This window comes from Nocardia sp. NBC_01503, from assembly GCF_036327755.1.
Classification (GTDB): Bacteria; Actinomycetota; Actinomycetes; order Mycobacteriales; family Mycobacteriaceae; genus Nocardia.
Window position 1 is genome coordinate 416,295 of the sequence record NZ_CP109596.1, and the last position, 15,232, is coordinate 431,526.

General features: G+C 67.1%; 15 protein-coding genes. 5 read left to right on the forward strand and 10 right to left on the reverse strand.

Annotation, left to right across the window (positions count from 1 at the left end; translation table 11 throughout):
- Window positions 1-39 precede the first annotated feature (39 nt).
- A complete protein-coding gene (locus tag OHB26_RS01825) occupies window positions 40-1,566 on the reverse strand; it encodes a multicopper oxidase family protein (RefSeq protein ID WP_330182494.1) in 1,527 nt (508 codons plus the stop codon).
- Between the two features lie 144 nt (window positions 1,567-1,710).
- On the opposite strand from OHB26_RS01825, the gene OHB26_RS01830 reads away from it, so the two are divergent.
- The 3 genes from OHB26_RS01830 (at window position 1,711) to OHB26_RS01840 (ending at window position 5,359) form a co-directional block, all read left to right on the forward strand.
- A complete protein-coding gene (locus OHB26_RS01830) occupies window positions 1,711-3,213 on the forward strand; it encodes a sensor histidine kinase (protein ID WP_330182495.1) in 1,503 nt (500 codons plus the stop codon).
- Window positions 3,210-3,851: a response regulator transcription factor gene (locus tag OHB26_RS01835; RefSeq protein ID WP_330182496.1), complete on the forward strand. Its 642-nt coding sequence runs from the start codon at window positions 3,210-3,212 to the stop codon at window positions 3,849-3,851. The genes OHB26_RS01830 and OHB26_RS01835 overlap by 4 nt, the downstream gene beginning before the upstream one ends.
- A 137-nt stretch (window positions 3,852-3,988) precedes the next feature.
- A complete protein-coding gene (locus tag OHB26_RS01840; protein WP_442942835.1) occupies window positions 3,989-5,359 on the forward strand; it encodes an outer membrane protein assembly factor BamB family protein in 1,371 nt (456 codons plus the stop codon).
- A gap of 106 nt (window positions 5,360-5,465) precedes the next feature.
- Here the strand turns inward: OHB26_RS01840 and OHB26_RS01845 are convergent, their stop codons facing one another.
- Entirely contained in the window at window positions 5,466-5,918 is a 453-nt protein-coding gene (locus OHB26_RS01845) for a MarR family winged helix-turn-helix transcriptional regulator (protein WP_442942836.1), read from the reverse strand.
- Between the two features lie 120 nt (window positions 5,919-6,038).
- Between OHB26_RS01845 and OHB26_RS01850 the strand changes: the two genes are divergently transcribed.
- Window positions 6,039-7,025, forward strand: coding sequence for an SMP-30/gluconolactonase/LRE family protein (locus OHB26_RS01850; protein WP_330182497.1), 987 nt, complete (start codon window positions 6,039-6,041; stop codon window positions 7,023-7,025).
- On the opposite strand, the gene OHB26_RS01855 is transcribed toward OHB26_RS01850, so the two are convergent.
- The 5 genes from OHB26_RS01855 to OHB26_RS01875 all read right to left on the reverse strand — a co-directional run bounded on the left by OHB26_RS01855 (window position 7,026) and on the right by OHB26_RS01875 (window position 12,233).
- Window positions 7,026-8,276: a class I SAM-dependent methyltransferase gene (locus OHB26_RS01855; RefSeq protein ID WP_330182498.1), complete on the reverse strand. Its 1,251-nt coding sequence runs from the start codon at window positions 8,274-8,276 to the stop codon at window positions 7,026-7,028. It abuts the gene before it with no gap.
- A gap of 23 nt (window positions 8,277-8,299) precedes the next feature.
- Entirely contained in the window at window positions 8,300-9,277 is a 978-nt protein-coding gene (locus OHB26_RS01860; protein WP_330182499.1) for a class I SAM-dependent methyltransferase, read from the reverse strand.
- A gap of 48 nt (window positions 9,278-9,325) precedes the next feature.
- A complete protein-coding gene (locus tag OHB26_RS01865) occupies window positions 9,326-10,093 on the reverse strand; it encodes an enoyl-CoA hydratase-related protein (RefSeq protein ID WP_330182500.1) in 768 nt (255 codons plus the stop codon).
- 45 nt (window positions 10,094-10,138) lie between these two features.
- Window positions 10,139-10,909, reverse strand: coding sequence for an NUDIX hydrolase (locus tag OHB26_RS01870; protein ID WP_330185461.1), 771 nt, complete (start codon window positions 10,907-10,909; stop codon window positions 10,139-10,141).
- Between the two features lie 79 nt (window positions 10,910-10,988).
- Window positions 10,989-12,233 carry an MFS transporter gene (locus tag OHB26_RS01875; RefSeq protein ID WP_330182501.1) on the reverse strand — a complete coding sequence of 415 codons (1,245 nt, stop codon included), beginning with the start codon at window positions 12,231-12,233 and terminating at the stop codon, window positions 10,989-10,991.
- A gap of 290 nt (window positions 12,234-12,523) precedes the next feature.
- Here OHB26_RS01875 and OHB26_RS01880 point away from each other — a divergent pair, with 290 nt between their 5' ends.
- Window positions 12,524-13,396 (forward strand): LysR family transcriptional regulator, encoded by an 873-nt coding sequence (locus OHB26_RS01880; RefSeq protein WP_330182502.1) that lies wholly within the window; start codon window positions 12,524-12,526, stop codon window positions 13,394-13,396.
- Window position 13,397: 1 nt separating this feature from the next.
- Here the strand turns inward: OHB26_RS01880 and OHB26_RS01885 are convergent, their stop codons facing one another.
- From OHB26_RS01885 to OHB26_RS01895, 3 genes are all read right to left on the reverse strand, one after another.
- A complete protein-coding gene (locus OHB26_RS01885) occupies window positions 13,398-13,850 on the reverse strand; it encodes a MoaF-related domain-containing protein (RefSeq protein ID WP_330182503.1) in 453 nt (150 codons plus the stop codon).
- A gap of 155 nt (window positions 13,851-14,005) precedes the next feature.
- Entirely contained in the window at window positions 14,006-14,839 is an 834-nt protein-coding gene (locus tag OHB26_RS01890) for an ABC transporter ATP-binding protein (RefSeq protein WP_330182504.1), read from the reverse strand.
- Between the two features lie 25 nt (window positions 14,840-14,864).
- Complete coding sequence (locus tag OHB26_RS01895) at window positions 14,865-15,128, reverse strand: hypothetical protein (RefSeq protein ID WP_330182505.1); 264 nt, start codon at window positions 15,126-15,128, stop codon at window positions 14,865-14,867.
- Between the last annotated feature and the right edge of the window lie 104 nt (window positions 15,129-15,232).

Below are 15,232 nucleotides of genomic sequence, written 5' to 3' on the forward strand. Positions count from 1 at the left end.
CGACGCGGGGACGCGAAGGCGGTGTTTTCCGGCGCGAGGTCAGCCGTGCCCGCCGTGCGTCCCCATTCCAGGCATATCCATACCCTCCATACCGGGCATATCCATCCGCATCGGGGCGGGCTGCTGACCGGGGGCCAGGACCAGGAATTGGCCCATCATGCCCTGGTCCTCGTGCAGGAGCAGGTGGCAGTGGTACATGTACGGATAGGTGGGGTCGGTATGGCCGGAGAAGCGCATGGCGAGGGTGTAGGTGGGGCCGGGGGTGGTGTAGACGGTGTCCTTCCAACCGGAGAGTTCCGGCGGTGGGGCCTGGCCGTCGATGGCGGTGATCTGGAACTGGACGTCGTGGACGTGGAAATTGTGCGGCCAGTCGTCGCTGTTGCGGACGGTCCAGACCTCGGTGGTGTCGACGGGGATGGTCATATCTATGCGGTTCATATCCATGCGCTGGTTGTTGATCATGTGCCAGCGCAGGTCGAAACTCCGGGCGGCGGGGGTGCCGGGCGGGACCAGGGCCGCGATCGTTGCCAGTGAGGTCGGCACGGGCGCAGTGGTTTTCAGGGTCCGCGCGGGTTGCAGGCGCAGAATGTCGAAGGAATCGTCGAAGCCGAAGGCCGCCGGATTCTTGATACCGGTGCGCTGTTCGATCGGCAGGGAGCGCAGGGTGACGGGGTCGCCGCCGACCTCCACGACCAGTTCAACGCGCTCACCGGGGCTGATCTGTATGCGCCGCAACGGAACCGGGGCCGCGAGCAGACCGCCGTCGGTGGCGATGAGCTGGAACTCGCGGTTATCGGCGAAGGCCAGGTTGTAGAGGCGACCCGAGGAACCGTTCAAAATACGCAGGCGGACACGTCGGGTCCGGACGTCCAGGTGTGCTCCCGCAATGCCATTGGTGATGATGACATTGCCCAGCAGCCCGATATCGCCGGGATCGGATTCGTCCAGGGCACCGTCGACGGTGAGGCGGCGATCCTGGATGACCAGCGGAATATCATCCACCCCATACTCTTTCGGCAGCTCCAGACGGTCCGATTCGGCATCGTCCACCAGGAAGAAGCCGGAAAGCCCACGGTAGACATGTTTTTCGGTACTGCCGTGCGGATGCGGGTGGTACCAGAGCGTGGCGGCGGGCTGATCCACCGTCCAGGCGGGCTGCCAGACACCGCCGGGCGCAATGGTCTGATGCGGACCGCCGTCACAGGAGGCGGGGACGTGCATACCGTGCCAGTGCACCGTGGTGGGTTCGGGCAGGGCGTTGTGAATGGTGAACGCCACCTGCTCACCGCGCGCGGCGCGCAGCGTCGGGCCGAGAATCGAACCGTTGTAGCCCCAGCTGGGTGTGGTCTGCCCGGCGCGTATTTCGGTGGTGCCAGCCTTGGCCTCGAGGGTGAAGCGGCGTACCCCGTCCGCGTCGACGGTCGAGGGAGCCAGGGGTGGGATCGGCAGCGGCCGGGTGCCTCCGGCGCGCACGCTCGGCATACCGGACCGGCCGCTCGCGCATCCGGCGGTCAACGCCACCGATGCGACCGCGAATCCGGTGAGAAAGCCCCGCCTCGAGACCACAGCTGCTCCTTCGATAGACAACTCCTCCAGCTTCGATTGCCGGGCGATTGCTTTCGATCCTGCGCGGGGCCGGTAATCCACCGCCCGCACTCCTCCCCGCGGACCTTGTGGCGACTCGACAAACGTGCTAGCCCGATGTGCGGCATGGCGTCGCCCCGTCATCCCGGCGCGCTTTCGGCCGGAATCCATCACAACCGGTCGGCCGCGACCGGTGTGGATCGCGCCAAGGGCATTGCCGGGGACGACGCGGGCGACAGCACTCGCCGAAGCTCGGTAACCAGCCTCGATACCCGCGCACCGAGTCCGGTCGGCGCGGTCCGGGACGCGCTCGTCGCCTACGGTGGAGGCGTGATCGAGACCCCGGATCGGCAGCGCCTGGCGGCACTCGCGCGCGCCCTTCCGGTGGCGCTGGTGCCGCTGCTACTGGCGGCGAGCACTTTTCCCGGGCAGTACCGGGTGCCGGGCGTTTACTGGTTGCTCGCCCTGGCGGCCAGCGTGGTGTTCGTGCTGGGCGCGCGCTGGCCGGTGACGGCCTGCCTGGCCATTTCCGCCCTGGCGATTCCGATGTTCCGGATTCCCGCGTGGGGACTCTCCGGGCTCGTCCCCTTTCTGGGGGCGGTCGCGCTCGTCGATGTGATCCGGCGCTCGCACCGCAATTCGACCGTGTTGCTCACGACCGCCGGATGGACGGCGGCGGTGGTGCTGGGCCGCATGGGCTACCACGATCAGACGGTTTCGCGTGCGACGCCGGTGCTGGAGGTGTGCGCGTATGTCGGAGTGGCGGTGCTGCTCGGGCTGTACCTGCGCGGGCAGCGTGAACTAGCGGTCAGCCTGCGACTGCGGGCCGCCGACGCCGAGCAGCGGCGAGCCGAGGCGGAGCAGCGCACCCGGCTCGTGGAAAGAGGTGCGCTCGCACGCGAATTGCACGATTTGGTGGCGCATCACATGGCGTCGATCGTGCTGCGCATCGGTATCACGAGACATGTGGTGGCCGATGCCGATCCGCGCGTGCACGCGGTCCTCGACGATGTGCACGGCACCGCCTCGGATGCCCTGGCCGATATTCGCCGGCTGCTCACCGCTTTGCGCGATCCGGCATTGGGTGAAGTCGCCCTGGTGGATTCGGCGGCGGTGCGCACGGAAATCGACGCCGCCGCCGAACGAGTGCGCGCGGCCGGATTCGCCGTCGAAACCGAAATCCGCACGAGGGTGGACGGTTTGGACGCCATCGGCCGTCTCACCCTGCTCCGTCTGGTCCAGGAGTCGTTCACCAATGTCATGAAACACGCGGAACCGGCGGTACCGGTGCGGCTCACCATCACCGTGGCGGATGCGGATGATCCACTGGGCGCGCGTCGCGACACTGCCGCGGACAAGCGTGCGGATGCGACCGCCGACGGGTACGCCGGATCATTCGATATCGCACCGGATGGCCGGACCGGAATCGTGGTGCGGGTACGGAGCGGGCTGCGGGTGTCACGGCACGGTGAGACCTCCGCGACTGGTGCGAACTCGCTTGGCGCGCACGGCATTGTCGGTATGCGTGAACGTGTCGAACTCGCGGGCGGACGGGTCGTCGCCGGGGCCGATGGCGCGGACTGGGAGGTGGTGGCGTGGCTGCCGGAGACGAACGGGGAGAACGCGTGATCTCGGTATTGCTGGTCGATGATCAGCGGCTGGTGCGAGCGGGCCTGCGCATGCTCATCGAATCCACGGACGATCTCGAGGTGGTGGGTGAGGCCGCCAATGGGGTGGAGGCGATCCGCCTCACCGCCGAACTCGCGCCCGATCTGATTCTGATGGATCTGCGCATGCCTGGTTTGGACGGTGTCGCCGCCACCGAATCGATCGTGCGATCCGGTTCGCACGCGAACATCCTCGTGCTCACCACCTTCGATGACGACGATCACCTCTTCCCCGCACTGGCGGCGGGCGCGACCGGTTATCTGGTCAAGGACACCGAGCCCGCCGATCTGCTGGCCGCCATCCGCCGCACCGCCGAGGGCGACATGCTGTTCTCCCCGCCGCTGCTGCGCCGTCTCGTCGATCGCGTGGTCACCACCCGCGACGCCGTCGAAAGCGAGATCGCGCCAACGGATCTCACCGCCCGCGAACAGCAGGTGCTGACCCTGGTCGGCGAAGGCTTCGGCAATCAGGAGATCGCCGACCGCCTGCATCTCGGCGTCACCACCGTGAAAACCCATATCGCCAACCTGATGGAGAAGACCGGCCGCGACAATCGCGTCCGGCTCGCCGTCTACGCGCACCGAACCGCACCGCGATAGCGGCTCGGCACGGGGTATCGGTTCGCGCCGAGGACGGCGAAGTAGGCTGTGCTGCGGCTGGATCAGCCCGAGCATCGCGCTGCCTCAGCCCCCACGGCATTTCAGTGACTCCGTACTGGCAGAAGGGACACCAGCAGGTGCGAAGCGGCAGGCGGCAGACCGGACGTGACCAGCAGGGACCGCGCGATTCGAATGGCTTCGCGCCGAACTGGCTACGAACCGGGACGCGGGCCCTCGCAGTGGCGGCCGCCGGAGTACTGACGCTGAGCGCCTGCGGCAGTACGACTGTCGACGACATCAAGGTCGGATCCGGGCAGGGGTGGCCGCTGGTCTTCCACGATGCCCGCAATAGCGCGACCAGTCCGGTCACCGGTTCGCGGGAGTTATCGCTGAGCTGGTCGCGGCCGGTGGGCGGACCGCTCGCCGAGCCCGCGCTGGTCGGGCCGGACGGTCAGATCGTGGTCACCACACGCAACGACTCCTGCAATATCTTCTCGTATCTCATGCCGACGGGGCGTAAGCGCTTCTGTAATCCCATAGGTATCAGCGCCATTGCGGGCGGTATGGCCGTGGACGGCGCCACCAATATCTATGTCGGCGATGACGGCGGGATCAATTCGCTCAATGCGCTCGGCCAGCCGCGCTGGCGGACGCCGGCGGCGGGCGTGCCGATTTCGGTGCAGTTCACCGGGGACGGCAATGTGCTGTCGGTGACCCAGCTGGGTCAGGTGGATGTGCTCAGCCGTCAGACCGGCGATCGGAAGGTCTCCACCTTCCAGTTGCTCGGTGAACCGGACTTCCTGAAGTTCCCGGATCTGCCGCGCCCACCGGACTTCACCGGTTTGGAGGACTGCTCGACCGGCGGCCCGCAGTGCCCGGTCGCGAATGTGTCGGCGGTGGACGAGAAGTCGGGCCGGTTCTACGCCACGATCTGGCAGCCGGGTGAGAGCAAGGCCGAGCTGGTGGCGCTCACCTACGACGGCAAGGAGATCCGCAAGGAGTGGGACGCGAAGATTCTCGCGGACGGCAGCGCCACCAGCCCGACCCTGTCCGCCGATGGTTCCACGCTGTACATCGGTGACAACACCGATCATTTGATGGCCGTGGATACCTCGAACGGACACACCAAATGGGTTTATGATCTGGGCTTTCCGGCCCGTGGCGCGGTCTCGGTGGCCGACGGCCTGATCATTCCGGCCGGTGACGACGGGCATCTGATGGCGCTGCGCGATAAGGGCGATGCACCCGAAATCGCCTGGGAGCGCAAGGATCTCGCGCTGCGCGGCCGTCCCGTCCAGACCGCGGGCGGTACCGGTTACACGGTCGCCCCGATCGGCGACAACCTCACCCTGGTCACCTTCGACACCCGCTCCGGCGCCACCGTCGACTCCCATGAACTCCCCGGCGCGGAGGGCTCCACCGTGGGCACCACCGTCGGCGCCAAGGGCGAGGTCGTGGTGGCCACCCGCATCGGCGAACTCTTCGTCTTCAAACCCGAGAAGAAGTAGCCCGCACCCTCATTCGCGCGACCCGAACCCCGCGCGTGGCCGCCACCGGAACCGCTGCGAACTCGACGCGGCCGTGGCGCTGGTGCGTGGACTCCTGCCCTGAGCGCTATTCGGGCCGGGTTGCCTCGAGCCGGGCAGTCGCCCGTTCGAGCAACTCCGCCAACGTCTTTCGCTCGGCGGCGGTGAATTCATCGGCAAGCGCGCGCTCCACTCGGACCGCGCGTTTGTCCGCGTCTCGGAGGGTCTTCTCACCCGCTTCGGTGAGCCTGGTCTCGAGGATGTTCTTATGCCAGGTGTGCGGGGTGCGTTCGATGAGCCCGAGATCCTTGAGATTGGCCAGGACCGTATTCATGGTGGGCGGGGTGACCCCGCATCGGCGGGCGAGGGCGGCGGCGGAGATGCCGGGACTGTCCTGCAACACGAACAGGGCCGCGTACTGGGGAACGGTGACGCCGGAGGGTTTGAGCGCGGGATTCTTCGCGCCCATGAGGGCCTGTTCGGCGCGCTTGATATAGGAACCCAGGCGCTCCTCGGCGGGCATCGACGTCACAGCATGCATGGTAGTCGACCCTATCGATCATTCGAACATTGACGAGCATTAGAACTCTAATCTATGTTCGTGTGCGCACTACGGTGCTACCCCTATCGATCGGCACCGAAAGGCCCGCCCATGCCTCGTATGACCCGGCTCCGCCTCGCACTGCCCGCAGCCGCGGCAATGCTGGCGCTCACCGCCTGCACCAACAGCCAGGAGGCGGCCACACCCGCCGCGACGCCACAGATCAGCACTGCCTACGAACTCCCCGATGCGAAGGCGTATCCCGAGGGCATAGCGGTGGATTCGCACAACGGCGACATCTACGTCGGATCGTTCACCAATGGCGCGATCTATCGGGCGGCGAAGGACCACAGCAAAGCCGAGGTCTTCCTGCCCTCCGGCACCGATGGCCGGCACACCGCCAACGGCCTGCGCGTCGACACCGCAGGACGACTCTGGGTCATCGACCACAGCACCGGAGTCGCGGTGTACGACACCGGAACTCGCGCCCTCATCGCCCGCTTCGACGTACCGCAGGCAGACAAACCATTCCTCAACGACCTGGCCATCACCCCCGACGGCAGTGTCTACCTCACCGACAGCGTGCGCCCGATCCTCTACCGGGTCACCCCCGACGAGTTGACCGCGGCCATCGCCCACGGCGGCCGCGCCGAACTGCCATTCTTCACCAACCTCACGAAAGATCCCGCACCCCAGTCGATCCCACTCCTGAACGGCATCGTGGCCGACCCGTCGGGCCGCTACCTCCTGGTCGTGGATATGCCCACCGGCGACCTGTACCGCGTCGCTCTCGACGCACAGCGCACGGTGAGCAAGGTGACCCGGCACGGCGGCACCATGATCAACGGCGACGGCCTCGAAATGCGCGGCGACACCCTGTGGGTGGTGCAGAACAAGGACAATACGGTGAGCCGCTGGAGGGTGACCGACGACGGCGCGACGGTCGAACAGCAACAACGCATAACCGATGCCGCACTTGCCATTCCGACCACCATCGCCCATATCGGCGACCGCGCGTTGGTGGTGGTCTCGCAATTCGATCGTGGCGGCCCGATGGGCGCGGGCACCCCCGCGCCCTTCACCGTCGCCGCGATCGACGGTATCTGATCAGGGAGTGGCGCAGAGGAAGACCGTGGCAGTCTTTCCAATACGAGTGATGACCAGTGAGAACGGCTGCTTACCACGGGGTTTGAGCTTGGCCCGCAGCGCGTCCGGATCGAGATCCACACCGCGGGTGAGGATTTCGAGGGGGCCGCAGTCGCGGCGGTGCAGTTCGGCACGTAGGGGCTTCTCGCGGAATTCCATGCGGTCGAGGATGCGGAAGCCACGCATGCCCGCGGGGACGGTATCGCCGGTCAGGTAGGCGATACGGGGATCCAGTTGCCACAGGCCGTGTTCGGCGGCGTAGTGGCGGACCAGGCCCGCGCGGACGACCGCACCGTCCGGGTCGATGATCCACTCGCCGGGCTCTCGGTCGGGGATATCGTCGGGCATCGCGTCGGTGAGGACTTCCGGCGGGCGGGTGCTGGAAAGTACTGTGGCGCGGCGAGTTACGCCACGTTCGGCCAAACCCGGTGACCACAGGCAGGCTTCGCGGACCGCGCCGTCGAGGGAGGCGACCTCGATCTCCCCCACCCAGGCGAGTTTGTCGAAATCCAGTCCGGGGGCGCACTTCACGGCCAGATCGCGGCCCGCGTACGCCGCAAGCAGGTCCGGCAGCGGAGGTTGCAACTTCGCCGGATCGTGGGTGCGGCGGCCGTCCGCACGACGGGCCGGATCGGCGATCACCACCTCGGCGGTGCTGCACGGTCGCAACGCATCGGCCTTGGCCAGCAATACATTTCCCGCGCTACTCGGCCGACCGGGCGAAGTGGATTTCGAGGCACCGGCCGGATCCGCTGCGGCGGTGTCGAATTCACGCGCATCCAGACCGCGCACACCCAAGTTGTGCGCGGCTATCGCCAGCCGAACGTCGTCCAGGTCACTGCCGATGACGACCGGGCACTCCTTGGCCAATTCGGCGAGTTCGGCTCCGATGGAACAGGTTACGTCGTGGACGGTGCGGCCCTTCAGGCGTTCGGCGCGGTGGCGGGCGACCGCGGTCGGCGTGGCCTGTTGCAGGGCGTCGTCGGTGAAGAGCCACTCCCGGGCATCGGAGAGTTTGGCGGTGGCGCGGCGGCGCAGGCGGACGGTCTCCACCAGGGCGGCGGTGTGGTCGCCGTGGGTGCGGCGGAGCTGGTCCAGATCGCGCAGCAGGGACGCCGGGGTCAGGGCGAGGGCGTCGACCTCGGGCAGCGCGGCCGCACCGGCCGCGCTGCCCAGATAGGCGATGTCATCGCGAGAGAAGGCGTAGCCCACTCGGATTCGATCTACTCGTCGTACTACTTGGCCGAGACGCCGGGCTTCACGCCGGTGATCATGGCGTTGTAGAAGAACTGGCGGGGCACGATATGGCGCATGACCTTCTCGTCCAGCCAGCTGAAGCCCAGCCACGCGCGGTACTGCGCCATGCGGTAGCCGACGGTCAGCTTCTCGGCGGGAACGGCGGCCTCGAAGGTGCGGACCGGCCAACCCCACAGGGCGGCGGCGAACTCTTCGGTCTTGGCCTGCACTTCGACCGCACCGGCGCTGCGGGCCATGGCCTCGAGATCCGACGGATCGAAGGTGTGCAGATCGACGACGGCCTCGAGGGCGGCCGCGCGCGAGGACTCGTCCAGCTCTTCCTGCGGGCGACGCCAATCCTTGAGGAACGGCAGTTTGGTGACCTCGGTGGTGACCTTCCAGGTCGCCTGGCCGAGGCGGCGCGCGTAGATATTGCCGATGGTGGTCGGCTCACCGGCGAAGACGAAACGCCCGCCCGGCTTGAGTACGCGCAGGCACTCCTTGAGCGCCAGCTCCACATCCGGAATGTGGTGCAGCACAGCGTGTCCGCAGACCAGATCGAAGGTGTCGTCCTCGTACGGGATGGTCTCGGCGTCGGCGACCCGGCCGTCCACGTCCAGGCCCAGGTTCTGGCCGTTGCGGGTGGCGACCTTGACCATGCCCGGGGACAGGTCGGTGACCGAACCACGCTTGGCGACACCGCCCTGCATCAGGTTCAGCAGGAAGAAGCCGGTGCCGCAACCGAGTTCGAGAGCCCGCTCGTACGGCAGCCGCGCATCGGGCACCACCGCGTCGAAGCGGCCGCGCGCGTATTCGATACAACGCTCGTCATAGGAGATGGACCATTTGTCGTCGTAGGTCTCCGCTTCCCAATCGTGGTAGAGCACCTGCGCGAGCTTGTTGTCGGAGTACGCGGCCTGGACCTCCGCCTCGGTGGCGTGCGGGTTCGGCGCGGGGTCTTCAGGACGAACGGTCATAACAGGGCAGCCTAATGAATACCCCGGTGGGGCCGGTTATCGGCCCGGCTAACGGGCTGTGAACGAGGCCGCACCTGGACCATCGGCCAAATAAGAACGCGTTCCAACCTGCTGATCTTCGGTGCCGAAGAGCGCGGACCATTCGGTGCGGGCGCGATCATGGCCGTGCGTACCCGCTTCGAAGACGCGCTTGGCCGCGGCGAGCGCCAGGGCCGGACCGCCGGTGAACTGCCGCGCCCAGCGCACGGCCGATTCGAAGACGTCATCGGGGGCGACAACCTCGTCGACCAGGCCGATCGCGGCGGCTTCCTTCGCATCGACGAAGCGGCCGCTGTACACCAGATCCTTCGCGGCGGACGGTCCGATGAGCAGACTCAGGCGGCGAATGCCCGCCAGCGGGATGAGCCCGGCCTTGATCTGCGGCAGACCCAGCTTCACGTTATCGCCGATAATGCGGCGATCCGCGCCTAGAGCGAGTTCCAATCCCGCGCCCAGCGCGTACCCGCTGATGGCCGCGACCGTCGGCTGCGGCACGCGCGCCAGGCAGCTCAGCGCGGCCTGGAAATCGGTGACCACGGCCTGCGCCTGCTCGGGGGTGAACCGCGCCAACTCGGCCATCTCGTCACCGGCGGAGAACACCCGCTCATCCCCGTAGACGACCACGGCGGAGATCCCCGGATCCGACGCGATCTCATCGGCGGCGGCCGCCACCTCGAGAGCCACCTGGAGATCGATCAGATTCATCGGCGGGCGCGCGATTCGGAGAACGGCAACGCCCTCCGCCACACCCCGGTCCACGGTCACGAATTCGGCCACAGCGGTCACCCTACTGGGAGCGATATCCCGACAATGCGGTCGGCACTACTCCGGCCGCTGCGACCCACGCAGGCGAGCATTCTCCGGGAGCAGCGCGAAGTAGCGGTCGGCCTGCGGGAACGCCAGGGCGGGCTTACCGTTCGGGTCGTAGATCGGCATGATCGGATCGATGGTGCGGATGGCTTCGAGAATCGCCGCCGTGGAGGCGAATTCGCGCAATGCGTCCAGCTGGGTCCAGGTCGGCGGGAGCAATACGTCCAGGCCCTGCTGCCAGCGGTCGATGGCCTCGTCGGGGGTGCACCAGGTGACCACCTCGGCCTCGGTGGTGGCGCCGTCGGCGAGCTGCCCCTCGGGCAGGACGGCGACGAAGAAGCGGGTGTCGTAGCGGCGCGGCTCGACCTCGGGGGTGATCCAGTTGTCCCAGGGCCGCAGCAGATCCGCGCGCAGCACCAGATTCTCGCGGGTCAGGAATTCGGCGAAGGAGAGCTCCCGGCGCTCCAGCTGACCGCGCGCCTGGGCGTAGACCGAGGTATCGGAGACGACCGAATCGACGGTGGGGCCCGCGAGCAGGACGCCGCACTCCTCGAAGGTCTCCCGGACCGCGGCGCAGACCAGGGCTTGAGCGCGGCCCGGATCGGTGCCGAATCGCTCTGCCCACCAGGCGGGTTCGGGTCCGGCCCACTCCAGGGTGACCGCGGCGTCGGAGCGGTCCACACCGCCGCCGGGGAAGACCGTCATACCGGCGGCGAACGCCATGCCGACGACCCGGCGCTGTAGGAACACCTCGGGCCCGCGCGCTCCGTCACGCACCAGCATCACCGTGGAGGCGTCCTTGATGGGCGCATTGGTGGGCTGGGCGTCGGGCTGGGCAACGGTCTCACTCACCTTTCGCACCCTAACGGTTGCTAGGGCGTCTGGCGAACATCGCCCAGAGAGCCAGCGCAAGCAGTGTCACCCCGACGCCGATTCCGCAGATCAGACCCCATCCCCCGGCCTGATACGCCGAACCCGCCGTCACCGAACCGGCCACCCCGCCGAGGAAGTAGGTGACCATGTACGCGGTGGTGAGCCTGCTGCGCGCGGCCGGATCGAGCGCGTAAATGGCGCTCTGATTGGACAATTGGATGCCCTGAACGCCGAAGTCGAAGACCAGCAGGGCAATGACCAGCACCCACACATTGCCGCCGCCCCAGGCCAGTAGTCCCCATCCGGCCAGCACCGTCAACCACACCAGCGTGGTGACCATGCGCAGCCTGCCCTGATCGGCCAGCCGTCCCACGATCGGCGCGCCCAGCGCTCCGGCCACACCGGCGAGACCGAACAGGCCGATGACGAACTCGGAGTAGTGGTACGAGCTCGAACCGGAACCCGCGAGCAGAAACGCCAATCCGGTCCACATGCCCGAAAAGCACGCCATGGCAAGGAATCCCAGCGCCATCCGCTGGCGCAGCACCGCATGCCGACGAATCAGCGCCAGCACCGAGATCAGCACCTCGGGATAGCTCTCCTCGGTCGCGGCCCGGCCGGTCGCGGGCGCGAGCAGGTACACGCTCACCGACATGACGAGCTGAATGCCGGCGGCGACCAGCAGCACCCCGCGCCATCCGGCGAATTCGGCGATCGCCCCGGAAAGCACGCGGGACAACAGGATTCCCAGCAGCAGCCCACTCATGACGGTGCCGACGATCTCACCGCGCTTATGCGGATCGGCCAGCGCGGAGGACCACGGCACCACCACCTGCGCCGCCGACGCGGTGATCCCGGTGGCGAACACACCCAGCAGCAGGAACGGCAGATTCGGCGCGGCGGCGGAGAGCCCCAGCGCCAGCACCGACAGGGCGAGCAGTCCCGGCACCATGCGCCGCCGCTCCAGGAAATCCCCGAGCGGCACCAGCAGCGCCATACCGCTGAGATACCCCACCTGCGCGGCACTGACCAGCAGCGCCGCGGTCACCGTCGAGACCCGCAGATCCCCCGCGACCTGATGCAGCAGCGGCTGGAGGTAATAGAGGCAGGCGGCGGACGAACCCGCCGCGACCGCGAACACCAGCACGGTGAGACGGGTCAGCCGAATTTCAGCGGACCCGCCCGCCCCCTGCGGCTCCTCCGCCTCCTGCGTCCTGTCCGTCCTCTCCGTCATCCCGGCATGTTTGTGGCCGGGATCCACCGCCGTCGGCCCATGCTCCGAAGGTGTGGATCCCGGCCAAAAACGCGCCGGGACGACGGGGGCGGGTGCCTCCGAGGTGGCGGGGCCAGGTGCCGCTGGGACGACGGAACTGGGCGTCACGGGGAGGACAGGGCCGGGTGCCGTGTCGGCGGGGCTTGCTTGTGAGCGCGAAGTTGTCACGCTTCTCATGCTCCGGGCCGCGGTGGATCAATGGAAGCGATGAGTTTTGATGTGCCCATCTATGAAATCGATAGGCTGGGCCGGTGGAGATTCGGCAGATCGAATGCTTTCTGGCCTGTCAGGAGCACCGCTCGTTCACCGCGGCGGCGCGCAGTCTGAACCTGGTGCAGTCGGCGGTATCGACCAGCGTGGCCAAGCTCGAACATGAACTCGGGGCGCGGCTGTTCGATCGCACCCCGCGCGGGCTCGAACTCACCGATGCGGGGCGGGCCGCGGTGGCCCCGGCGCGCACCATGCTGCGGGCCCGGCTGGAGATCACCGACGGCATCGATCGGTCACGCGGTCAGGTGCGCGGTGAGGTGGTGGTCGGCAATTTCATGAATATCCACACCCTCGATATGGCGAGCATTATCGCCGACCTGCATGTGCGGTATCCGGAGGTGACTCTGCAAATGCGGCAGAACATTTCGGGGGTGCGCGGCAATATCGCCGGACTGCGGGACGGGAGTCTGGAGATAGCGCTGGTGGCCGGAATGAGCGAGCAGATTCCCGGACTCACGCTGTATCCGATCAGTTCGGAGAGCATCGTACTGTGCACCGCGCCCGGAAATCCGCTGGCGGGCCGACCATTCGAGGCTGCCGATCTGGAAGGCGTGCGGTTCATCGATTTCGCGCCGGGCTGGGGTATTCGCGGTGTCGCGGACGCATTGTTTCCCGGACGGCGCAGTGTGATCGAAGTGGCCGATCAGATATTCGCCATGGAGTTGGCCGCCAAGGATTTCGGCGTACTGCTGCTGCCGCGCTCGGCGGCCGCGGTCTCGGATTCGATCGTGCGCGCCGAACGCGCGGGCTCACCGATCCCCTGGCATCTGTCGGTCGCGCATGATGCGCGGCGTACCCCGTCGAATGCGGCGCGCACGGTCATCGACGCGCTCTGTCGCTGCCGTCGCGAATAGTTCAATCGGTCAAGTGCACTGACCCGCTGCGGGTTTCGATGGTGAACGCCGCATCGGGCGCGGTGCGCCGCGACCAGGTGCCCCGCACCTTGCCGGTGCGATAGTCCTGCACCTGGCTGATCACCGAATCGGTGGCGTCATCGGTCCAGGTCACCAGGAAAATGCCGGATTCGATGGATTCCACCATGACCGGCGAGCTGGTCTTGCGACCGCTGTCGGCCGCCACAAAGGTGAGGGTGCGGCCGTCGCCACCGAAGGTCGCGGTCCCACCGGACCCGCTGTCATAGGTGAGTTGCACTGTTTTGCCGACCAATTCGGCGGGAATGGCGGCGGGCGCCATTCCCTCGGCCGACTCCGAGGGTGAAAGATTATGCGGCGGCGCGGGATCGGCGGCGCAGGCCGCGACGGCCAGGGACACCGCCATGAGGGCGACGATACCGAGTGTGCGGCCCAAACCCTGCTCCCTCCACCCGCGCCGAGAGTTCACCAGAGAATGGCGAAATATCGGCGATTGCATCGGCATACCAGCTCAACGCTGAAACTGGAGATATTGCCGATAGTTTGCCCGTAATGGACAAACGATGCAATGGCAGCGCGCCGCAAAAAGATTCAGCGATTGCGATGGCGTCCGAAACGCTGTGCCCGGCGCGCGAAATAGCGACCGTCGATCTTGTCCAGCGCGATCGACTGCCGGAACGCCTCACTCAGACTCTCGGCGGTCAGCACATCGGTGAGCAGACCCTGTGCCACCACACTGCCCTCATTGAGCAGCATGCCGTGCGTGAACCCGGGCGGAATCTCCTCCACATGATGGGTGACCAGGACGGTCGCGGGCGCGTCCGGATCGGCGGCGAGATCGCCGAGCCGCTCCACCAACTCTTCGCGCCCACCCAGATCGAGGCCGGCGGCGGGCTCGTCGAGCAGCAGCAACTCCGGATCGGTCATGAGCGCGCGGGCGATGAGCACGCGTTTGCGCTCCCCCTCCGACAGCGTCCCGTAGGCGCGATCGGAGAGATGTTCAGCCCCCAGGCTTTCCAGAATGTCCACGGCGCGATCGGTATCCATCGCGTCATAGCGCTCACGCCAGCGGCCCATCACCGCATAACCGGCGGAGACCACCAGATCCGAGACCTTCTCATCCACCGGTACCCGTCCGGCGACGGCAGCCGAGGAGAGACCGATCCGCGGTTTCAACTCATTGACATCCACTTTGCCGAGGGTCTCCCCCAGCAGATTGGCGGCACCCGACGTGGGATACATCTCCGCCGCGGCCATGCGCAGCAGTGATGTCTTGCCGGCGCCATTGGGGCCCAGCACTACCCAGCGTTCGTCGAGTTCCACCTGCCAGGTGACCGGTCCGACGAGCGTATGGCCCGAGCGTCGGACGGTGACATCGTTGAAGTCGATGAGCAGATCGGGATCCGGTTGCGGCACGGGGTCCATCTTGGCCCACCGCCCTGGACGTTCGTCAACGTGGTGGGAAAACTCGATGCGTGTCATCCTCTCCCGCGCCGAATTCGGAGGTGAATTCACCGGTGCGGCGGTCGATTTCGGGGTATAGCCGGGATAGCTCGGGCTCCTCCGGGCTGCGCGTGTGACCGTCGTGGCGCGGATGCGCCCCGCCGCGGCCGCGCGCGTCGCCGCCCGTGGATCGGAACATACGTGCCAGGAGCAGTGCCACCGGGATCGAGAGCACCACCCATACGATGAGAACAACCAGCAGTGTCGTCATAATCGTGTTTCCTCCTGGGGAAACTCGTGCACCGATCATTCTCCTGCAGTTCGGTGAAGTCGATACCCTCGCGCACATAGGCCACGGTGCCGACCGAGCGGTTC